Genomic DNA, 21,257 nt, shown 5'->3' with positions numbered 1-21,257 from the left:
CTGATGCGTGTCCTCGTCGTCGACAATTACGACAGCTTCGTGTTCAACCTCGTCCAGTATCTGGGCCAGCTCGGGGTGAACGCCGAAGTCTGGCGTAACGACGACGAGCGCCTGGCCTCCGAGGACGACATCGCGAACGCCGCTGCGACGTTCGACGGGGTGCTGCTCTCCCCCGGCCCAGGCACTCCCGAGCGCGCGGGCGCCTCGATCCCCCTCGTGCGGGCTTGCGCCGCGGCCGAGACGCCACTGCTGGGCGTATGCCTTGGCCATCAAGCCATCGGTGTCGCGTTCGGTGGCATCGTCGACCGTGCGCCCGAGCTATTGCACGGCAAGACCAGCACCGTTCACCACTCCAATAGTGGTGTCCTGCAAGGTCTTCCGGATCCCTTCACCGCCACGCGCTATCACTCGCTGACCATCCTGCCCGAGACGATGCCGGCCGAACTCGAAGTGATCGCCCGCACGGCGGGGGGCGTCGTCATGGGCGTGCGGCACGTCGAACTACCCATTCACGGTGTGCAATTCCATCCCGAGTCGATCCTCACCCAGGGCGGACACCGGATGCTGGCCAACTGGCTGGGTTACTGCGGCGCCGCACCAGCCGAGACACTCGTCAGTCGCCTTGAGGACGAGGTCGCGACCGCGGTCGCCGCGGCTACGACGCGAAGCTCAGCGTGATCCGGCCGTCGTAGTTGACGCCGGTGCCCGCTGACGGGCTCTGGGTGACGACGGCGTTGGTGCGTTGCCCGCTGTTCTGCACATCCCCACCACGGTCCAGCACGCCCGTCCAGCCGAGGGCACGTAGTCGCGGTTCGGCATCGCTCCAGAACTGGCCCCGCAGGTCCGGCATGAGGAACTGGTTGCCGCGCGACACCTGCAGCTGAATCACCGTGTCCACCGGAACTGTTTGTCCGGCAGGGGGATTGGTGCCGATCACCTGTCCGGCCGGCAGGGTACTGTCCACCTCGACCGGCACGGTCTTGGTGAAACCCGACGCCGTCAGGATCTGCACCGAGCTGTCCTGTGCCTGTCCCTTCACATCGGGGACCGGACGGGTCTCGGGGCCCGCGCCCAGCACGATGGTGATCTCGTTGGTGATTGCCGACGTCTGGTTCACCGGCGGATTGGTGCCGAGCACCTTGTCCTTCATCTCCGGTGTCGACGGCGACGACGACGGCCTGAAGTTCTCGAAGCCGGCATCGGTGAGCTTCTCGACGGCGTCGTCGTAGCTCAGGTTCCTGACATCGGGGATCTCCCGTTGCTCGGGACCGGTGGACACGCTGATGGTGATCTCGTCGCCGGCGTCGACCGACGAATTGGCGGCCGGGTCGGTGGCGATCACATGATCGGGCGGAACGTTGGAGTCCGGCTTCTGCTGCGTGCGGGTCCTGAAGCCACGGTTTTGCAGCTCGGCGATCGCGTCAGCCGAGACCTTGCCGCTCACGTCAGGCACCTGCACGTCCCGCGTGCCGCCGCCCATCATGTTGATCGCCAGCGTCACCACCACGGTCAGCACGGCCAGCACGGCGACGGCGATGAGCCAGCGGCCGACCGAGCCGCTTCGCTCCCGCTCGATGTACTGCGGCTGGGCCCGTCCGACGGCGTCAATGGGCTCGGTCCGGTGATCGCCCGGCTGAGCCGACATCAGCGAGCTGCGCTCGGCGTCGGTGAACACCTTCGGCGCATCGGGTTGCTCGCCGCTGTGCACCTTCACCAGGTCGGAGCGCATCTCGGCGGCCGTTTGGTAGCGGTTGTCGGGGTTCTTCGCCAGCGCCTTGAGCACGACCGCGTCCAATTCCGGGGAGATGCCCTCGTGGCGCTGCGACGGGGGTATCGGATCTTCGCGGACGTGTTGATAGGCGACTGCGACGGGTGAATCGCCGACGAATGGTGGTTCGCCGGTGAGCATTTCGTACAGCACGCAACCCAGCGAGTACACGTCGGAACGGGCGTCGACCTTCTCGCCGCGAGCCTGTTCGGGCGACAGGTACTGCGCGGTGCCGATCACGGCCGCGGTCTGGGTGACCTTGTTGGCGTCCGCGAGCGCACGTGCGATGCCGAAGTCCATGACCTTCACCGCGCCGGTGTTGCTGATCATGATGTTCGCGGGTTTGACGTCGCGGTGGATGATCCCGTGCTGATGGCTGAAGTTCAGCGCCTGGCACGCGTCGGCGATGACCTCGATGGCCCGCTTCGGCTCCATCGGACCGTCGGTGTGCACGATGTCGCGCAGCGTCACGCCCTCGACGTACTCCATCACGATGTAGGGCAACGGTCCGTTGGGCGTCTCCGCCTCACCGGTGTCGTACACGGCGACGATGGCAGGGTGGTTCAGCGCGGCGGCGTTCTGCGCCTCCCGTCGGAACCTCAGATAGAAGCTCGGATCGCGGGCCAGATCCGCGCGCAGCACCTTGACGGCGACGTCGCGGTGTAGCCGCTGATCGCGCGCCAAATGGACCTCGGACATGCCGCCGAAGCCCAGGATGTCACCGAGTTCGTACCGGTCGGACAGGTGTTGCGGGGTTGTCATTGCAATGTCTGTTCTGGAGTTGAGGGCCATCTGCCCTCCGGCTCCGTGGGCGGCGGTGTCACCTGCACCGTTGCCGGGGACGCCATCGCATTGAGTCGGGTTACCCCAAATTCTGCCCCACCATCACGGATGGCTCCGTCTCCGGGCCGATCGGGCATCGCTGTGGGCGAGAACGGGGTGGTCTCGGTGATCGTGTTGGTGATCGTCGGCTGCGGCGTCTGCTCCTGGTCCTTGCGGTCCTGGGCGTTGAGCACGATGAGAATCGCGATGACGATCGCGAGGGCGCCAAGCACGCCGGCCGCCCACAGCAGCGCGCGCTGCCCCGAGGAGAACGTCCCGCGCGACGGTGCCGGAGGAGGGCGATGACTTCCGGTGGCCGGGCGGGGTCGTGCGGCGGTGGCGGGGGCTCGCGAGGTCAGATCAGCGGCGGCGCGCGCCTGGGCGGCCGAAGGCACCGACGCGGGCGTGGCCCGGCCGAGTGTCGGCGCCTGGTTCGGCCGTGGCGGACGGCGACCCGAGCGGACCGCGGCCACCGCGTCGGCGAACAGGCCACCCGAGCGGTACCGCATACCCGGATTTTTGACCAGGGTGATCTCGATCAGCTCGCGCACGTTGGGTGGCAGGTCGGCGGGCAGCGGCGGCGGTGTCTCCTTGATGTGCTTCATCGCGACGGTCAGAGCACCGTCACCGGTGAAGGGCCGCTTACCCGAAACAGACTCGTAGCCAACCACTCCCAGCGAATACACGTCGCTGGCCGCGGTGGCGTCATGGCCGAGCGCCTGCTCGGGGGCGATGTACTGGGCGGTGCCCATCACCATGCCGGTCTGGGTCACCGGGGCCGCGTCGACGGCCTTCGCGATGCCGAAGTCGGTGAGTTTCACCTGACCGGTCGGCGTGATCAGGATGTTGCCCGGCTTGACGTCGCGGTGCACCAGGCCCGCGGTGTGCGCGACCTGGAGCGCGCGGCCGGTCTGCTCGAGCATGTCCAGCGCGTGGCGCAGCGAGAGCCGGCCCGTGCGTTTGAGCACCGAGTTCAGCGGCTCACCGTTGACGAGTTCCATCACCAGGTACGCGGTGCGGCCCTCGCCTTCCATGTCGGTCTCGCCGTAGTCGTAGACGCTGGCGATGCCGGGGTGGTTGAGCATCGCGACGGTGCGCGCCTCAGCGCGGAACCGTTCGACGAACTCGGTGTCCTCGGAGTACTCGGCCTTGAGCACCTTGACCGCGACGCGGCGACCCAGGCGAGAGTCGATACCTTCCCAGACCTGGCCCATACCGCCAGTGGCGATGAGCCGCTGCAGCCGGTAGCGGCCCGAGAGCGTCACTCCAACTCTGGGGCTCATTTCTCGCCTCCGTCGAGGTGACTCATGAACCCTCCCGCAGAGCTGCGGCAATAGTGGCCCGACCGATCGGCGCGGCGAGCGCCCCTCCAGTGGCGGACAAGCGGTCGCCGCCGTCCTCGACCAGCACGGCGACGGCGACCTTGGGTGCCTGCGCCGGGGCGAATGCGATGTACCAGGCATGCGGTGGAGTGTTGCGCGGATCTGTGCCGTGCTCCGCTGTGCCGGTCTTCGAAGCGATCTGCACGCCGGCGATGGCTCCCTTCTGCTGCGTGACCTGCTCAGCGGCGACCATCAGGTCCGTCAGTGTATCGGCGACGTCATGCGACACCGCTCGCCGCTCTTCCTGCGGCGCCGCTGTACCGATATTGGCAAGGTCGGGTCCCTTAAGGCTATCGACCAAATACGGACGCATGGTCACCCCGTCGTTGGCGATGGTCGCGGCCACCGACGCGTTCTGCAGCGGGGTCACGGCGACGTCTTTCTGGCCGATGCTCGACATGCCCAATGCGGCGTCGTCGGTGATGGGTCCGACGGTCGACTCGACGACCTGCAGCGGAATTCCCGAAGGAGGAGTGTCCAGTCCGAACGACTGGGCCGTGGACCGCAAGGCATCCCTTCCCGTGTCGAGGCCGAGTTCGACGAAGGCCGTGTTGCACGACTTCGCGAATGCCTGTCGTAGCGTGGTCGTCGGACCGGAGCCGCATGTGGAGCCGTCGAAGTTCTCCAGGGTTGCGGTGCTGTCCGGCAATGGGATTCGCGCCGCGGACGTCAACGGGGTGTTCTCGTTGGCACCGTGCTGAAGCGCCGCCGCGGTGGTGATGACCTTGAATGTTGAACCGGGCGGGTAGGTTTCGGAGATCGCGCGGTTCAGTAGCGGCGAATCGGGATTGTCGCGCAGCTTCTGCCAGGTGGCCGACTGCTCGTCCAAATTGTGCGTGGCGAGCAGGTTGGGATCGTATGACGGCGACGACACCATCGCGAGGATCTTGCCGGTGGACGGCTCGAGTGCCACCACCGAGCCCTTGCACGGGCCGCCGCAACCGTCCTTCATCGCATCCCAGGCCGCTTGCTGCACTTGGGGTTTGATGGTCGTATCGACGTTGCCGCCGCGCGGGTCGCGGCCTGTGAAGAAGTCGGCGAGTCGCCGCCCGAACAGGCGTTGGTCCGAGCCGTTGAGTACCGAGTCCTCGGCGCGCTCCAGTCCGGTGCTTGAGTATTGCAGCGAGTAGAAACCGGTGACGGGCGCATATGCGTAGGGGTTGGGGTACACCCGAAGGAAGCGGAATCGTCCGTTCGTCGAGACCGAGTACGCGAGGAGCTGGCCGCCCGCCGAGATCTGGCCGCGCTGACGTGAGTACTCGTCGAGCAGCACGCGCTGGTTGCGGGGATCCGACCGCAGGCCATCCGCGGTGAACACCTGGGTGAGCGTGGCATTGGCCAGCAGCAACACAACCAGGACCATGACCGCGATGGAGATCCGACGTAGCGAGGTGTTCATACCTTCTCGATCACCTCGGTGCTCACCGCCGCGATCGGCGTCGCGGCTTGTGGGGTGGTGACGAGCGGGCGCCGGGCGGAATGAGAGATCCGGACCAGGATCGCCAGCAGCAGGTAGTTGGCCAGCAGCGACGACCCACCGTAGGACATCCACGGCGTGGTGAGGCCGGTCAGCGGGATCAGCTTGGTCACGCCGCCGACCACGATGAACAGTTGGATCGCCAGCGTCGAGGCCAGCCCGGCGGCCAGCAGCTTGCCGAAGCTATCGCGGACCGCCAGGGCCGTGCGAAGGCCGCGGATGATCAGGATCGTGTACAGCATGAGGACGGCGGCCAGCCCGACGAGGCCCAGCTCCTCACCGATGGCCGCGATGATGAAGTCGGTCGATGCGGCAGGCACGGTGCCGGGCTGCCCGTTGCCGAGTCCGGTGCCGAAGATCCCACCCGTGGCGAAGCTGAACATCGACTGCACCATTTGGTACCCGGCGCCCTCAGGGTCGGCGAACGGGTCCAGCCAGTTCTGCACGCGAACCTGGACGTGGCCGAAAAGGTGATACGCCGCAACGCTTCCCGCGGCGAACAATCCCAGGCCGATGACTACCCAACTCAGCCGGTCGGTTGCGATGTAGACCATGACCAGAAAGGACGCGTACAGCAGCAGCGAGGTGCCGAGGTCCTTCTCGAAGATCATCACGCCGATCGACGCGATCCACGCTGCCAGCAGGGGAGCGAGGTCACGGGGCCGTGGCAGGTCCATGCCCAGGAAGTGCTTGCCCGCGCTGGTGAACACGCTGCGCTTGGACACCAGCACCGAGGCGAAGAAGACGAGCAGCAGGATCTTCGAGAACTCGGCAGGCTGAATCGAGAAGCCCGGCAACCTAATCCAGATTTTCGCGCCGTTCTGCTCGGACATCGAGCTGGGGAGGATCGCCGGAATGATCAGCAGGATCAGGCCAGTGAGCCCACACACATAGCCGTAGCGCGCGAGGATGCGATGGTCGCGCAGGAAGATCACGATGAGCGAGAACCCGACGACGCCGACGAGGGTCCACAGCATCTGCTGGTCGGCGGTGCCGCCGAGGCCACGCTGGATGAGCACGCCCTCGGCGAGGTCCAGGCGGTGGATCATCACCAGCCCGAGCCCGTTGAGCAGTGCGACGACCGGAAGCAGCAGCGGATCGGCGTACGGCGCGAACCGTCGCACCGCGAGATGCGCGCCGGCGAACAGTGCCAGATACGCAACGGCGTACTGGGCCAGATCCCAACGTAGGCCCTGCTCCTGGTTTGCCTCGACGAGCAGCAGGGCGACCGTGGTGATGAGCGCGGCGAAGCCGAGCAGGAACAGCTCGGCGTTGCGCCTGTTCGGAAGTGGGGGAGTGACGGCCACCGGTGATTGCGGCTGGGTCGTCATGCCGTGACTCCCGCTCGTCCCGTGCCTCCCCTGCCCATCGGGCGTGTCACCGTCATGACAGTTCCCGGCAATTCGTCCCGGGTTCCTGCGGCGGTGGGGGTAGCGCGGTGAGGGTCTGCGACGGCGTCGGCGGAGGCGCGGGTGTCGCCGACGGTGCTGGTGACGACGCGCCCGGCGTCTCTGGTGTGTCGGACCCGGGAGCGGGCGCCGGCGGCCTCGTGACCGTTCGCGGGGTCTCCGGCGCCGGTGTCGTCGAGCCTGCGGTCGGCTGGCCCGTCGTCGTGCTGTCGGATGGATTGTTCGGTACCCCAGGCGAATTCGACGGATCCGGCGAATGCGGCACGGTGGTGGTCCGCGGCGGCGACGACGGAGCTTTCGGCGGCGGCAGGCAGACCGGCAGCACCGAACCTTGGGCGAGCTTGTTGATCTGGCCGATGGCATCGTCCTCGGAACCGGTCGGCAGGCCCGCTTCCACTTGTGCCCTGTCGTTCTCCTTCAGATCCGTGACACGAAAAAGCTGGCAGCCGGTCGGCGCTTGTCCGGGAGCGATCAGGTTGAGGTCGTTGCGGTCGGTCAGGCAACCATGTCGGTATGTCTCCTGCATCGACACCCCGAGGATGGATCCGGGCACGCCGCGCATGATCGACACGGTGCCGTCGTGCGCGGCGACGTAGTAGTTGCTGCGCACGATCTCGCGGCCGATGACGAGACCGGCGACTACCACCAAAATCAAAAGCGCGGCGGCGATGAACATTCGCCGCCGCGATCTCGGTGCTCGAACCGGTTCCTGTGGAGGCGGTTCAACACGTTTCGCCACATTGCGTCGGGGATTGAACGCCGAGGCTCGGCCCGCCGCGGTGTTGGGGGGTGCGGTCTGATCGTCGTCGCCGGACACCGCGCCGGCCAGAATCGGTTGGGTCTGGCCGTAGTCGTAGTCGACGACGTCGGCCACCACGACGGTCACGTTGTCGGGTCCGCCGCCGCGCAACGCCAATTCGATTAGGCGGTCCGCACTTTCAGCCGTGTCGGCGATCTGCAGCGCCTCGAGGATGGTGTCGTGGCTGACCGGGTCGGACAGGCCGTCGGAGCACAGTAGGTAACGGTCCCCGGCGCGAGCTTCGCGCATGATCAGGGTCGGTTCCACCTCATGGCCGGTGAGCGCACGCATGATCAGTGACCGCTGCGGATGGCTGTGCGCCTCCTCGAGCGTGATGCGGCCCTCGTCGACCAGGGTCTGGACGAAGGTGTCGTCCTTGGTGATCTGGGTGAGTTCGCCGTCGCGCAGGAGGTAGCCGCGCGAGTCGCCGATATGGACGAGCCCAAGACGATTGCCCGCGAACAGGATCGCGGTCAACGTGGTCCCCATGCCTTCGAGCTCGGGGTCGGCCTCGACTTGCGCGGCGATCGCGGAGTTGCCCTCCCGCACCGCGGTGTCGAGCTTGCTCAGCAGGTCGCCACCGGGCTCGTCGTCGTCGAGGTGGGCCAGCGCTGCGATCACGAGCTGGGAGGCGACCTCACCGGCCGCATGACCGCCCATGCCGTCGGCGAGCGCGAGCAAGCGCGCGCCCGCGTACACGGAGTCCTCGTTGTTAGCGCGGACCAGGCCGCGGTCGCTGCGCGCGGCATATCGAAGCACCAGTGTCACGGGCGCAGCTCAATTACCGTCTTGCCGATTCGAACCGGCGTCCCCATCGAAACGCGTACCGCAGTCGTCACCTTGGCCCTGTCGAGGTATGTGCCGTTGGTCGATCCTAGGTCTTCTACGTACCACTCCGAACCTCGAGGGGACAGCCTTGCGTGCCGTGTCGAGGCGTAATCGTCGGTGAGTACGAGAGTCGAGTCGTCCGCACGGCCGATCAGCACGGGCTGACTGCCCAATGTGATGCGGGTGCCCGCCAGTGCACCCTCGGTGACGACGAGCTGACGCGCCACGTTTCGGCGGCCGTTCTTGGGCAGCAGAGAGCCCCGCAGCGGCAGTCCCCGTCGCACCATGACTGCTCCGGTCGGCGCGTAGATGTCGGTCTTCAGGATCCGCAGCACCGACCAGATGAACAACCACAGAAGCAACAGGAAGCCGACGCGTGTCAGTTGCAGTACCAACCCCTGCATCTGACGTCCTCTCCGTCCCCATTCGTTCCGTCGCATCGACAAAATCGAAGTCGCCACCATCGGCAACGTCACGATACTTGGACGGCCAGCTGCATGGGGAGAAGCCGACAGCTTCCTCCCAGCCGAGGCCGGCCAGAGATCGGCCCCGAGCCTCAGTGCACGCGGACGACGATCTCCGAATGGCCCAGCCGGATCACGTCGCCGTCGGCCAGCTGCCACTCCTGAACCGGTGCGTTGTTGACCGTCGTGCCGTTCGTCGAATTGAGGTCGGCGAGCAGCGCCACCTGGCCATCCCAGCGGATCTCCAGGTGCCGGCGGGAGACGCCGGTGTCGGGCAGACGGAACTGAGCGTCCTGTCCACGACCGATCACGTTGGCGCCTTCACGCAGCTGGTAGGTACGGCCGCTGCCGTCGTCGAGCTGCAGCGTGACGGTGGCGCCGGCCGGCGGGTAGTCGTTCTGACCGTAGCCATAGCCACCGCCTGCCTGCTGGCCGTAGTCGTATCCGCCCTGGGGTTCGCCGTATCCCTGGTCGGCGTATCCGGCACCGGCGTCGCCGCCGTAGCGCCCGTAGTCCTGCTGGCCGCCGTAGCCCTGGTCCTGGCGACCGTAGGCCTGTCCGCCGTAGCCACCCTGATCCTGATAGCTGCCTTGGTCGGGATAGGAGGGCCGGCCGTAGCCGCCCTCGTCGGGACGTCCGGGCGGACGGCCGTAGTCGTAGTCACTCGCGGGAGCCTGGTAGCCCTGCTGGCCGCCTTGAGGTGGGCCGTAGCCGCCGGGCGCCTGGCGGTAGCCCTGGTCCTGATATCCGCCGCCGCCCTGGGGCGGGCCGTAGCCTGCGGGCGGGCGCTGCTCGTAGGACTGCGGCGGGTAGCCGCCCTGGTCCGGGTAGCCCTGCTGGCCGCCCTGATCCGGGTAGCCGCCCTGGTCGGGATAGCCACCTTGGTCGGGGTAGCCGCCCTGGCGCGGCGGGTAGCCCGCGTCACGCTGTGGTGGGTAGCCGCCCTGGTCCTGGGGTGGGTAGGGGCCGCGCGGGTCTTGCCCGCGGTCATCGGGCCGACCGTATCGGTCGTCGTAGTACTCGTCGCCGGGCCGCCCCTGAGCCTGGCCGCCGTATTGCGTCGGGTTGTCGCTCATCGGTACTCCTGATTCTGCGTTGGACGAGAGTTCTCGGGGTGGTGCGGCGGCATCGCCACTGGTGGAGTCAGGATTGACCGCCCCACGCGCGCGAAACTGTCCGGTGTGCAGGCTGGATGATTGTTCGAACCTGACGACCACATCACCATACGTTTGCCATCCCTGCTCATGGATGTATCCCTCCAAGTGCTTGGCAAAAGTCGTTGACGTGAGGTCCGGGTCGGCACTCACCTTCTGATAGTCAGGCACACTGAGGGTAATGACGTAGTCGTTTGGCGCCAAAACTCGCCCGGCGGCCAATTCGCGCGCACCGGTCTCCGCTTCGCGGCGAAGCATCGCCTCGACCTCCTGCGGAACGATCGATCCGCCGAAAACTCGCGCGAATGCGTCGCCAACGGTCGACTCGAGCTTTCGCTCGAAACGGTCGACCAGACCCATGTCACCGCCTGCCTTGTTGTCCTAGGTCGCCAGCATGTGCAACCCGCTGTTCATCAGCGTGTCGCCTGGCCACCACCCTTGCCTGCATGGTATCGGCCCAGCACGTCACCGCGTGACCAATGGGATTCTGAGAATCCGATTGCGCCAGGTCAGCAGTGTCTGCACGGTTGGCTTCCGGTCGGCCAGCACGGTTGGGGAGCACGGTGTTGTGCGTGATAGTCTTCCCCGGTTGTTGGGGCGAGTGGCGGAATGGCAGACGCGCTGGCTTCAGGTGCCAGTGTCCTTCGGGACGTGGGGGTTCAAGTCCCCCTTCGCCCACAATTTTGATCAGGCGAACTCCAACGGCGTGCGCGGGAATGCGCGCAGTTCCATTCGGCGGAAGCCGATCTCAGCTGAGCACCCCGCGCAGGACCAGCTCGCTGAGTGCCGTGGCCGCGGCGTCGACATCTTTGACGTGACGCACACAGACCGCATACCAGGCGCCGCCGGCGATCACGTCCATGACGGTGTCGGCGTCGATCCCGCGGCGGGCGATGCCGTCGTCGGCCGCCGAGTCGATCCGGCCCGCCAGTTGACTGCGCGCCGCGGCCTCCAAGCGGTCACTGAGCAGTCGGCGCATCCGGCCTTCCGACCGTAGGTCGTTGAGCAGACCTGGAAGCGCCTCACGCACGGCCGGGTCGCCGTACATTGCCACGGCCCCGCGGCACAACCGGTTGATCTCGGCGACGAAGTCGTCCGCGGGCGGCTCCGGACCGAGGTCGGGGAAGAGGGCCTCGTGCACCAGCTGGGCCTTGGAACTCCATCGGCGGTACACCGCTGGACGGCTCACCTGCGCCGTGGTGGCGATCAGATCGATGGTCGTCGCCGCGTAGCCGCGATCGATGAGTAGGCGCCGGGTCGCGGCGAGCACGGCCGCGTCGATGGACGGGTCGCGGCGCGAACCCTGACGCCGATGACGGCGTTCGGCGGTCTCCATGATTCGTACCCTCCCCTCACCAATTTGTCGTTACAGTGTGTCACAACAAAGGACGAGTGGAGGCAGCAATGACCATTGGACAGAATCTGCTCGCCGGCGTCGGCGAGGACGGCCGCCACCTGTACACCTGCCCGCTCTGTGAAGCCATGTGTGGCTTGGAGATTCAGGTCGAAGACGGGCAGGTGGCCGGCATCCGCGGCAACCGTGACGACACCTGGAGCCGCGGCCACATCTGCCCCAAGGGGGCCAGCCTGGGCGTCGTCCACCACGACCCCGACCGGATCCGCCAGCCGATGATCAAGGTCGACGGGGAATGGAAAGAGGTCAGCTGGGATGCCGCGTTCCGGCGCTGCACCGAGCTGCTGGCACCGGTGATCGAGAAGCACGGCATCGGCGCGGTGACCTGCTACACGGGCAACCCCCTCGCGCACTCCTTCTCACTGGGCCGCTACACCGGCGTGTTGCTGGGCATGTCGGGCATTCCGCTGTCCTACTCACCCGGAACCGTCGACCAGTGGCCGAAGAACCTCTCGTCACACCTCATGTATGGCGGATGGTGGACGTTCCCGGTACCCGACATCGAGCGCACCGACTTGCTGGTCGTGATGGGCGCGAACCCGGCCGCATCCCAGGGCTCCCTACTGGCCGCACCCGATGTCATGGGCATCATCGATGGAATCCGCAAGCGCGGCAAGGTGATTGTGATCGATCCCGTGCAGACCCTGACAGCGACCCGGGCCAGCGAGTGGCTGCCGATCACGCCCGGCACGGACGCGGCGTTGCTGATGGGCGTCACCCACACGCTGTTCGACGAAGACCTCGTCGCACTCGGGGATCTCGCACCGCACGTGGACGGACTCGACGAGTTGCGCGACGCTGCCGCCGGCTGGTCCCCGGAGCGGGTCGCCGGCGTCACCGGCATCGATGCGCAGCGCATCCGCGAACTCGCGCGTGAGCTCGTCAGCACCGAACGCGCCGTCGTGTACGGCCGAATCGGTACGTGCAATCAGGAATTCGGCAGCCTGGCCAGCTGGCTCGTCGACGTCGTCAACATCCTCACCGGGCACTTCGACAACGCCGGCGGTTCCATGTTCCCGCGCGCCACGGCGTGGTCGGTGACCGTGCAGCCGATCCCGGGCCTCGAGGACGGCGCCGCCGAATTCGGCCGCTTCCGCACACGTGTGCGCGGTGCCAAGGAGGTGTTGGGGCAGGTACCGGTGTCGTGCCTGGCCGAGGAGATTGCGACGCCGGGCGAGGGCCAGATCAAGGCGCTCATCACCGTCGCGGGCAACCCGGTGCTCTCGACGCCGGCCGGTCACACGCTCGACGAGGTACTGCCGCAACTGGACGCGATGATCTCGGTCGACCTGTGGCTGAACGAGACGACCCGGCACGCCGACGTGATCCTGCCCGGCCTGTCGCCGTTGGAGCAGCCGCACCACGACGACCTGATCCTGAACTTCGCGGTCAACAGCATCGCCAACTACTCGGCGCCGGTGTTCGAGCCCGACGAACCCGACCGCCCCCGCGAATGGGAGATCCTCGTCCGGCTGACCGGGCTGTGCACGGGTATGCCCGCCGAGGACGTCGACGTCGCCGCGATCGACGACGGCTTCTTCGACTACATGGCCTTCACGCAGGGACTCGACGGCGCCGAGATTCGCAAGCACTACGAGCACGGCGGGCCCGAACGCATCCTGGACCTCACGCTGCGCACCGGCCCCTTCGGCGACCGGTACGGCGAGAACCCCGACGGCCTCACGCTGGAGAAGCTGAAGGCCGAACCCAACGGCATCAACTTCGGGCCGATGGTGCCCCAGGTCCCCGAGATCCTGGGGACCGCCGACAAGAAGATCCGATTGGCGCCGCAGTATCTACTCGACGACCTGCCCCGCCTCGCGCAGCGCCTCGACCGCGCACCCGACGAACTGGTGCTGGTGAGCCGACGGCATCTGCGGTCCAACAACTCCTGGCTACACAATGTCGGCCCATTGATGAAGGGCAAGGACCGCTGCACGTTGCTGATGCACACCGACGATGCGGTCAAACATGGTGTGGTGACCGGTGACGTCGTGACGGTCACGTCGGAGGGCGGCAGCATAGAGGTGCCCGTCGAGGTGACCGCGGCGATCATGCCGGGCGTGGTGTCGATGCCGCACGGCTGGGGTCACGGCAAGCCCGGCACGCGGATGTCCGTCGCCAACGATTCCCCGGGCGTGAACACCAATGTCTTGTCGCCACCGAACTTCATCGACGAGCCGTCGGGCAACGGGGCACTGAACGGCATCCCGGTGACGGTCAGCGCAACGACGACCTGAAAGTATTCACGCGTGGGCAAGAACGAACGTTCAAAAATCGTCATGAGCGATGACGAGATCGCCGAGTTCATCGAGCGCAGCCGCACCGCAACGATGGCTACCGTGCTCGCCGACGGACGGCCGCACCTGGTGGCGATGTGGTACGCCGTGCTCGATGGCGAGATCTGGTTCGAGACGAAGGCCAAGTCGCAGAAGGCGGTCAACCTGCGCCGGGACCCGACGATCACCGTCATGATCGAGGACGGGCAGAGTTACACCACGCTGCGCGGGGTGTCGATCGACGGCACCGCCGAGATCATCGACGATCCGGAGACCAACCTGCGCGTCGGCATCAGCGTGTGGGAGCGCTACACCGGCCCATATACCGACGAGATGCGCCCGTTCGTCGATCAGATGATGAACAACCGGATCTGCGTGCGAGTGGTACCCGGCCGGATGCGCAGTTGGGATCACCGCAAGCTCGGCATGGGCGACATGCCCATCGGCGGCACCACCGCCGAGTACCTGTAGGGGAGAGATGGACCCGAACAAGAAACCGGCACAACTGAATTCGCCGTTCGTAACGAAGGTGATGAAGTACGCCGGCAAGGCTCACGTGTGGGTATACCGAAAGTCCGGCGGCAAGATCGGTGCCAACTGGCGCGTCGGCGCAGGGCTGAAGAAGCCGGTCCCCACGCTGTTGCTCGAGCACACCGGCCGCAAATCGGGCAAGACGTTCGTCTCTCCGCTGGTGTTCATCAACGATGGTCAGGACGTAATTGTTGTTGCGTCCCAAGGTGGTCGAGACACTCACCCGCAGTGGTACCGCAACCTGGTGGCCACTCCCGAGGCATACATCGAGATCGGCACCGATCGGCGCGCCGTTCGCGCCGAGGTGGCGTCCCCGGAGGAGAAGGCGCGGCTGTGGCCCAAGCTGGTCGAGGCCTATGCGGACTTCGACACCTATCAGAGCTGGGCTGACCGCGAAATCCCAGTGATCGTGCTCAAACCGCGCTGATAGCGCGCTGCGATCTATCTCACAGTCCTGAATGTTGGCCCTCCGGCGTGTCCGGGTAGCCAACTGTCAGGTGCACCCCAGCGCCGACCGATTCCGATCTACGCATAAGGGGCGAAACACATGACTGACACCACCACCAAGACAGCTGAACTCACGCTGATCAATCAGCTGCGCACCGTACTTGACCTGACGCACACCGAGATTCAGGTCGCCGAGACCCGAGTTACGCAGGCGCGCACTGACGCGGTCCGGGACGAGCTCACCAAGAATGCCAACAACGGACGGATCCGCGCGGAAGCGATCGAGAAAGCGATCCGCGACCTCGGCGGATTTCCTGACACCATCGGGCCGTTCCTCGGCCGCGCCGCCGCTGCGGTGAAGGCGCTGACCGAGCAGGCCCAGCCGTTCGACGAGGCATTGCTTGGGGACCTCGCGCTCGAGGATCAGCTGCTGGATCGCTCGCGCTACATCAAGGCGCTCGCGGTCGCTGCGAAGAACACCGACGTGCAGGACCTCGCCGATCGGTTGATCACCGCGCATTCGGCGACGGTCACTTGGCTGACCACGGTCCTGGCTGAGGATGCTCTCGGCGGTCCCGCGGCGCTGCGGCGCACCCCGTTGCAGGCTGCCGCGGGTACCGCGGTGAAGATTGTCGGACTGCCCGGCCAGTGGTCGGCGCAATCGGCTGAGCGCGTTGCCGAACTGCTCCGCTCTGCCGGTCCGGCCGTCGACGACCTGGTGCGCCGCGCACAGCACGCCGGTGAGGTCGCGCTCAAGGCGCTCGGCGCATCGCGTGACGCCGCGCTGCAGAGTGCCGAGGCTGTAGTTCGCGAAGAAGGCGCAGACGACGCCGCGGACGCGCTGCACAGCGCGCGTGCCGCTACCGGCGTCCTGGACGTCGACGAACTGCCGATCGCCGAGTACGACGAGCTGAACCTCAACGACGCCGTCGCCGCGGTCAAGGAACTCGAGGCGCCGTCCGATATCCGGACGATCATCGCCTACGAGGAGGCGAACAAGAACCGGCAGAAGCTGGTGTCCGCCGCGCAGACGCGTGTCGCCGAGATCGCTCAGGAGGTCGTCGGCCTGAGCTGACACTGCTGACAGTTCGACCCGGACACCCCGCGACTTACAGAGTCGCGGGGTGTTCGCGCTGCGCAGCACGGCATGCTAGGACAGACGAGATCCAGATAAGGGGGCAGCGTGACGTTGAGTCCGGGCATGACGGTGGCCGGCTACACGATCGAGGCGGTGCTGGGCGCCGGCGGAATGGGCACGGTTTACAAGGCCCGCAACCCCGCCCTACCGCGCAGCGACGCGTTGAAGGTGCTCTCCGAAGGCCTGTCCCAAGACGACCATTTCCGCGCCCGGTTCCTGCGCGAGGCCGATTTGGCGGCGACTTTGGATCACCCCAACATCGTCACCGTGTACACCCGGGGGGAGACCGAGGACGGTCAACTCTGGATCGCGATGCAGTATGTCGACGGCAGCGACGCCGAGAAGGAGACACGGGCACGCCGGATGACGCCGGAGCGAGCCGTCCACATCATCGGTGAGGTCGCCAAGGCACTCGACTACGCGCATCGACGTCAGCTGCTGCACCGCGACGTCAAACCGGCCAACTTCCTGCTATCTGCCGACGACGAGCGAGTCTTCTTGGCGGACTTCGGAATTGCCCGCGCGCTCAACGACGCGACCAGCCTGACTGCGACGGGAATGGTGGTGGCCACCATTGCCTACGCCGCACCGGAAAGTCTGTCGGGTTACACCGTCGACGGCCGCGCCGACATCTACTCACTCGGCTGCGCGCTGTTCGACATGCTGACCCAGCGTTCACCGTTCGGTAATTCCGGGGGCATGGCGGCGACGATGGCCGCGCACTTGAACGACCCACCGCCGCGTGCCACCGATCTGGTGCCCGCACTGCCGGCGGCCATCGACCAGGTGATCGCCCGGGCCATGGCCAAGAATCCCAACGACCGTTATCAGACGGCGCGTGACTTTGCCGCCGCCGCGGAACGAGCGATCGACGAGCAGACAGTCGCGCTGCGTCCGGCGGCGACAACGCCGCCGCCTCGGTGGCCGGACCCGCCACGACCGGCCCCGTCGACAGGCCCGCGGCCCTACACCCCTCCCCGTGCCCAGCCCGCCGGGCCGAGTTTTCCCGGCGGCCAGCCGGCGTACCGGCCGCAGCCGAGCGCTCCTCCGCCGGTCGTGCCGCAGGGCCGCAGTCCCGACAGGTTCGGAGGCAAGGGCCGCATGCTGGGCATCGGTGCCGCGGCTGCGGCGGCCATCGCGGTGATCGTGATACTCGTCGTATCCCTTTCTGGCGGCGACGATTCCGGCTCTACGGCATCCTCCTCGGACACGACGGCCAGTTCGACGCGGACCACCACATCGGCGCGTGCTCCGTCGACGTCCGAACCCGGCAACATTCCCGACGACGCGCTGCCCGGACTCCTGCTGTCGGCCAACGACATCAGCGGACGAATGAACAAACCCGGGATGACCGCCGTGCCAGCCGAATACGCACCGCTCGCGGGCTCGGTCACACCACCCAACTGCACAGGGGCGTGGGGCCCCGCCTACCAAGCCACCTATGACGGGTCCGGCTTCACGGCCATGGTGGTCCAGGGCGTGTTCTCGGATCCGACCCACAAACTGGTGCAGGCAGTCACGGCCTTCCCAGATGCCAACGCCGCCAAGGTGTTCTACGACCGGCAGGCCGCTGACTGGAATGCGTGCAAGTCCTCGCACATCAGGTTTGAGTACCAGGGCGCGTCGACCGAGGCCGACCTCGGGGTGCCGTCGACGACTGCAGGCGTCATGACAATGAAACTCAATCCGACGAACTCGGAAACCACGGGTCAGCAGTGCGAACGGAATATGGCGTTGCGCGCCAACGTCATCGTCGATGTCCGCGCCTGCTCGCCGACGGTCGGCAGCTCGGGGTTGTCGATCGCCAGCGCCATCGCCGACAAAATCGAGTAGCCGCTACGGATGCGGCGGATTGAAGCCGGGGTTGGAGAGTGCGGTGGCCGCCGCGCTGCCGATCGGACCTAATTCGTCGACGAGGGTGGCAACGCCGGTCGCGACCCCGGCGTGGCTGTAGTGGGTCAGCGCGGCCAGGCCGAGGTAGGGACCCTCGGGTAGCCGACTGAGCGTCAGCGTGTAGTCGGCGTTAATGAACTGCAAACCCTGTGGGCCGTAATGGGTTAGCGAGCTGGCCATGTCGCCCGCCATCGACGCGCGGGTGAATGCGGTGAGCGGTTCGCCTGCGACAAGCGGGCGGATGTCGCGTACCCAGATGTACTTCGGGCCCGCGTGTTCCCACGCGCTGAGGCCAAAGCCGGGCCCGGGTGTGTGATCTTCCTTGCCGTAGGTCCACACCAGCGTGGTCAGCCCGCGGGGGATGGGATCTGGTGTCGGCGGAATCGGCGGCATGGACACCGGCGACGTCCAGATCTCGTCGGCCGGCTGTTCGCCCCGGCGCAGGAACAATCCGGTGGCGCGGGCAACGACGGTGTCCCCCTGAATGACGACGGCGTCGACCAGCTTGAGGCGCCGCCCCTGCCGGGCGACGTTCGTGTCGACGCGGACGGGTGCGAGTGCCGCGGGCCGGAACAGGTCGACGGTCAGGCGTGCCGGTTGGAGGTCGGGTTCGCCCGCGTCGCGTTCGAGGACGTGGCCGAGTAGCCCGCCGAGGTAGTTGCCGCTGATCGTCTGACCCCACGGGCCGCGGGCGATCGACGCGGGGACGAACTGGTCACCGTCAGGGGTGAAGAACGCCGTTGGGCTGCCGCCGCGCTGCGCCGTGTCGGCAGCACTGTCCTGAGTCGTCATCGAACCTGACGATATCGGCCCAGGTGGACTACCCGTCGGCGGCGTCGACCACGTCGTCGAATTCGGGGTGTTTCTTGATGTATCCCGCGACCATCGAACACACCGGCACGATCCGCAGCCCTTCGGCCTTGGTCTGCTCGAGCGCCTCGCCGATCAGGATCGACGCCAGGCCCCGCCCTTGGAACGCGTCGTCCACTTCGGTGTGGGGAAACGTTCGGCGGTCGTCGCTGTCGGAGATCTCGGTGAATCCGGCGACGGTGCCGTCCACCGAAATGGTGAAGCGGTCGGCCTCCTTGGTGACGGTGGTGGTCGCGCCGGTCTTGTCGGTTGCCATGCCTCCCTCTATACCCGGCAAGCGCAAGATGGAGTCATGTGTGATGACGGCGGCACAGCCGCAGAGGCGTTGGCGTCCACCCCGCGGCGGGCCGAGGGCGCAGCGGTCGATCCGATCGCGCTAGAACCTGTCGACGAGATCACCGTCACGACCCTGGTGGACAACAGTTACGACGCCTTGATGGGTGACGTCGGTCCGGCCCGCCGCAGAGGTATGGGGACGGTGGCCCCCGTCGCGGCCCCGCAGTTCGAGGGCGGCAAGGCCTCACCGGGATTGATCGCCGAGCACGGCTTCTCCGCGTTGGTCACCACTCGTCGCGGGAACCGGACGCACACAGTGCTTTTCGACACCGGTATCTCCCCGGACGGGATGGCGACCAACTTCGAACGCATGGAGCTGGATGCGTCGGCGATCGAAGCCGTCGTGCTCAGCCACGGCCACGCCGATCATGACGGTGGCTTTCCCGGGTTGGCCCGGCTTCGCGGCCGAAGCGGGCTGCCGCTGGCTGTGCACCCGCTGGTTTTCAGCAGGCGACGCTTCGCGCTGCCGAACGCACCGGCGATGGAGCTGCCCACGCTCAGCCGCTCGGCGCTGGAGTCCGAGGGTTTCGAGGTGATCGAGCGGCGTCAGCCGTCGCTGTTATTGGACGGGTCGGTGTTGATCACCGGCGAGGTCGACCGCACAACGGAGTTCGAGCGCGGCCTGCCCAACCACGAGGCGTGGCGTGATGGCCGCTGGGAGCCCGATCCGCTACTGCTGGACGAGCAAGCGCTGGTGGTGAATGTCCGAGGCAGGGGGCTGGTCGTACTCACGGGCTGCGGACATGCGGGCGCGGTGAACATCGCGCGGCACGCCATGCGGTTGACGGGGGTGGATCGGCTGCACGGCCTGCTCGGTGGGTTCCATCTCACGGGAAAGGTCTTCGAGCCGATCATCGAACCGACGGTCGACGCGTTCCTTGAGTTGAGGCCCGACGTTTTGGTGCCCGCACACTGCACGGGGTGGAAGGCCCAGCACCGGTTTGCGGCCGCACTGTCCGACGCGTTCGTGCCCAACGCGGTGGGCACGTCATTCACATTCGAGGCGGCCTAGGGCGCTGGGTTCGGTCGCGGCCGCAGTGTCGCGTGGGGTAGGGGAGGAGCCGGCAATCGGGTGGTCGCGCCGTTGTAGCCGGCGACGGATCCGAAGCGGTCGTCGTGGTCCTGCCATTGTTGGCGGTAAGCCGCGATGTCGTCGTGACTGCGGCCGACGAAATTCCACCACATGACGAGCTGCTCGGGAAACGGTGTGCCGCCGAGCAATAGGAGTCGGGCAGGACCGTCGCCGCGGTTGACGATGCTCAGCTGTTCGCAGCCTGCAGCCTGGAACGCGAGGTCTGCGACGTCGAGTGTGGCTCCTGCGACGTCGACGCTGCCTTGGTCGAGCAGAACGCCGTGCTCGAAGCCGCGATCGACATCCAGCGCGAGGTCGGCCCCGGGGTTCAGGTCGAGTTGGGCACCGAGCAGAGGTGTGAACGTGTGCACCGGAGAGCGGGCGTCGGCGAGCTCGCCGAGGAAGACGCGAAGGGTGGCGTCGCCGACGAAGCGCGGCGGCGGGGCGTAGTGCGCGAAGTCGCGGTCGGTGTTGCGATCGGGGTCCGGCAGCGCAACCCACAGTTGGGCGCCGTGCAGGACGGTCGTCGCAGACGTGGAGACCTCAGAGTGGCAGATGCCCGCGCCGGCGGTCATCAGGTTCAGTTCGCCAGGTCGCACCATCGCGTGGACGCCCGCGCTGTCGCGGTGTTCGATTTCCCCGCTGAACAGCCAGCTGACGGTCTGCAGCCCGGTGTGCGGATGGGGCGGGACGTCCATGCCAGGACCGGTGCGGAGGTCGTGTGGGCCGTAGTGGTCAGCGAAGCACCATGCGCCAATGAGTGAGCGTTCCCGCTGCGGCAGTGTGCGTCGGACACGGATGGCGCGCGGCCCGCCGAGCGGCACGTCGCGCGGATGCAGGACGCCGGTGAATGACGATGGCGCACAAGCAACTTCGACGGGCTCCGGGTCGGAATTGCTCACCAGCCCAGGCTAGGCCCTAATGAGAGAATGTGCTGGTGGGCCCCCTTTTTAGGCCGCAGGATTGGCCTGCGCCACACCTGGAACAGCACCCTGAAAGGCGCGATACGCCTGGACTGCGGGGTCTAGCTGGCTGCACGCCGCACACAGGTTCCTGCTTGGGTATCCACACGCTGGGCAAATCGATGTGTGGCTGCTCTCTGAATTGAAAATTGTCCCCACCGTCATTCCTTCCGCTGCTGCAGGTATGCCCGCAACGTGGTCCGCTCAAGCGC

Annotated in this window: 18 protein-coding genes and 1 tRNA gene; 8 read left to right on the top strand and 11 right to left on the bottom strand. The window is 66.8% G+C overall.

Going from position 1 to position 21,257, the window contains the following annotated elements; translation table 11 throughout:
- Nucleotides 1–3 precede the first annotated feature (3 nt).
- Nucleotides 4–678 (top strand): aminodeoxychorismate/anthranilate synthase component II, encoded by a 675-nt coding sequence (locus tag ACIA48_RS01400; RefSeq protein WP_396726937.1) that lies wholly within the window; start codon nt 4–6, stop codon nt 676–678.
- Here the strand turns inward: ACIA48_RS01400 and pknB are convergent.
- From pknB to ACIA48_RS01365, 7 genes are all read right to left on the bottom strand, one after another.
- A complete protein-coding gene (gene pknB, locus ACIA48_RS01395) occupies nt 656–2,530 on the bottom strand; it encodes a Stk1 family PASTA domain-containing Ser/Thr kinase (protein WP_396726935.1) in 1,875 nt (624 codons plus the stop codon). The two genes, ACIA48_RS01400 and pknB, sit on opposite strands and share 23 nt — an antisense overlap.
- Nucleotides 2,527–3,873, bottom strand: coding sequence for a protein kinase (locus ACIA48_RS01390; protein WP_396726933.1), 1,347 nt, complete (start codon nt 3,871–3,873; stop codon nt 2,527–2,529). The genes pknB and ACIA48_RS01390 overlap by 4 nt, the downstream gene beginning before the upstream one ends.
- Before the next feature lie 22 nt (nt 3,874–3,895).
- The gene (pbpA, locus tag ACIA48_RS01385) at nt 3,896–5,371 is read right to left on the bottom strand and encodes a D,D-transpeptidase PbpA (protein WP_396726931.1); all 1,476 of its coding nucleotides are present in this window, start codon (nt 5,369–5,371) and stop codon (nt 3,896–3,898) included.
- Entirely contained in the window at nt 5,368–6,780 is a 1,413-nt protein-coding gene (locus ACIA48_RS01380) for an FtsW/RodA/SpoVE family cell cycle protein (RefSeq protein WP_396726929.1), read from the bottom strand. Before ACIA48_RS01380 ends, pbpA begins: the two co-directional genes overlap by 4 nt.
- Before the next feature lie 52 nt (nt 6,781–6,832).
- On the bottom strand, nt 6,833–8,425 hold the full coding sequence (locus ACIA48_RS01375; protein WP_396726927.1) for a protein phosphatase 2C domain-containing protein: 1,593 nt from the start codon (nt 8,423–8,425) through the stop codon (nt 6,833–6,835).
- Nucleotides 8,422–8,889 (bottom strand): FHA domain-containing protein, encoded by a 468-nt coding sequence (locus ACIA48_RS01370; RefSeq protein WP_396726925.1) that lies wholly within the window; start codon nt 8,887–8,889, stop codon nt 8,422–8,424. The genes ACIA48_RS01375 and ACIA48_RS01370 overlap by 4 nt, the downstream gene beginning before the upstream one ends.
- 152 nt (nt 8,890–9,041) lie before the next feature.
- Complete coding sequence (locus ACIA48_RS01365) at nt 9,042–10,463, bottom strand: FhaA domain-containing protein (protein ID WP_396726923.1); 1,422 nt, start codon at nt 10,461–10,463, stop codon at nt 9,042–9,044.
- 235 nt (nt 10,464–10,698) lie between these two features.
- Between ACIA48_RS01365 and ACIA48_RS01360 the strand changes: the two genes are divergently transcribed.
- Nucleotides 10,699–10,781 (top strand) — tRNA-Leu (locus tag ACIA48_RS01360).
- 70 nt (nt 10,782–10,851) lie between these two features.
- Here the strand turns inward: ACIA48_RS01360 and ACIA48_RS01355 are convergent.
- A complete protein-coding gene (locus ACIA48_RS01355; RefSeq protein ID WP_396726921.1) occupies nt 10,852–11,439 on the bottom strand; it encodes a helix-turn-helix domain-containing protein in 588 nt (195 codons plus the stop codon).
- 68 nt (nt 11,440–11,507) lie between these two features.
- Here ACIA48_RS01355 and ACIA48_RS01350 point away from each other — a divergent pair, with 68 nt between their 5' ends.
- The 5 genes from ACIA48_RS01350 (at nt 11,508) to ACIA48_RS01330 (ending at nt 17,745) form a co-directional block, all read left to right on the top strand.
- The gene (locus ACIA48_RS01350) at nt 11,508–13,757 is read left to right on the top strand and encodes a molybdopterin-dependent oxidoreductase (protein ID WP_396726919.1); all 2,250 of its coding nucleotides are present in this window, start codon (nt 11,508–11,510) and stop codon (nt 13,755–13,757) included.
- 12 nt (nt 13,758–13,769) lie between these two features.
- On the top strand, nt 13,770–14,267 hold the full coding sequence (locus ACIA48_RS01345; protein ID WP_396726917.1) for a pyridoxamine 5'-phosphate oxidase family protein: 498 nt from the start codon (nt 13,770–13,772) through the stop codon (nt 14,265–14,267).
- Nucleotides 14,268–14,274: 7 nt separating this feature from the next.
- Nucleotides 14,275–14,754, top strand: a complete 480-nt coding sequence (locus ACIA48_RS01340) for a nitroreductase family deazaflavin-dependent oxidoreductase (protein WP_396726915.1) — start codon at nt 14,275–14,277, stop codon at nt 14,752–14,754.
- Nucleotides 14,755–14,874: 120 nt separating this feature from the next.
- A complete protein-coding gene (locus ACIA48_RS01335; protein ID WP_396726913.1) occupies nt 14,875–15,849 on the top strand; it encodes a ferritin-like domain-containing protein in 975 nt (324 codons plus the stop codon).
- A gap of 108 nt (nt 15,850–15,957) precedes the next feature.
- Nucleotides 15,958–17,745: a sensor domain-containing protein gene (locus ACIA48_RS01330; protein WP_396726911.1), complete on the top strand. Its 1,788-nt coding sequence runs from the start codon at nt 15,958–15,960 to the stop codon at nt 17,743–17,745.
- Nucleotides 17,746–17,748: 3 nt separating this feature from the next.
- Here the strand turns inward: ACIA48_RS01330 and ACIA48_RS01325 are convergent, their stop codons facing one another.
- Together ACIA48_RS01325 and ACIA48_RS01320 are read right to left on the bottom strand one after the other, a co-directional pair.
- Nucleotides 17,749–18,597 (bottom strand): acyl-CoA thioesterase domain-containing protein, encoded by an 849-nt coding sequence (locus tag ACIA48_RS01325; RefSeq protein ID WP_396726909.1) that lies wholly within the window; start codon nt 18,595–18,597, stop codon nt 17,749–17,751.
- Between the two features lie 28 nt (nt 18,598–18,625).
- Complete coding sequence (locus ACIA48_RS01320; protein WP_396726907.1) at nt 18,626–18,931, bottom strand: GNAT family N-acetyltransferase; 306 nt, start codon at nt 18,929–18,931, stop codon at nt 18,626–18,628.
- Nucleotides 18,932–18,967: 36 nt separating this feature from the next.
- Here ACIA48_RS01320 and ACIA48_RS01315 point away from each other — a divergent pair, with 36 nt between their 5' ends.
- The gene (locus tag ACIA48_RS01315) at nt 18,968–20,023 is read left to right on the top strand and encodes an MBL fold metallo-hydrolase (protein WP_396726905.1); all 1,056 of its coding nucleotides are present in this window, start codon (nt 18,968–18,970) and stop codon (nt 20,021–20,023) included.
- Here ACIA48_RS01315 and ACIA48_RS01310 read toward each other — a convergent pair.
- Entirely contained in the window at nt 20,020–20,985 is a 966-nt protein-coding gene (locus ACIA48_RS01310; protein WP_396726903.1) for a pirin family protein, read from the bottom strand. The genes ACIA48_RS01315 and ACIA48_RS01310 overlap by 4 nt on opposite strands.
- Nucleotides 20,986–21,257 lie beyond the last annotated feature (272 nt).

The organism is Mycobacterium sp. NPDC051804 (assembly GCF_044452905.1).
In the GTDB taxonomy this organism is placed as follows: Bacteria; Actinomycetota; Actinomycetes; order Mycobacteriales; family Mycobacteriaceae; genus Mycobacterium.
Note: the sequence above shows the minus strand (reverse complement) of the source record. Positions and strands in the feature narration are given on the sequence as shown.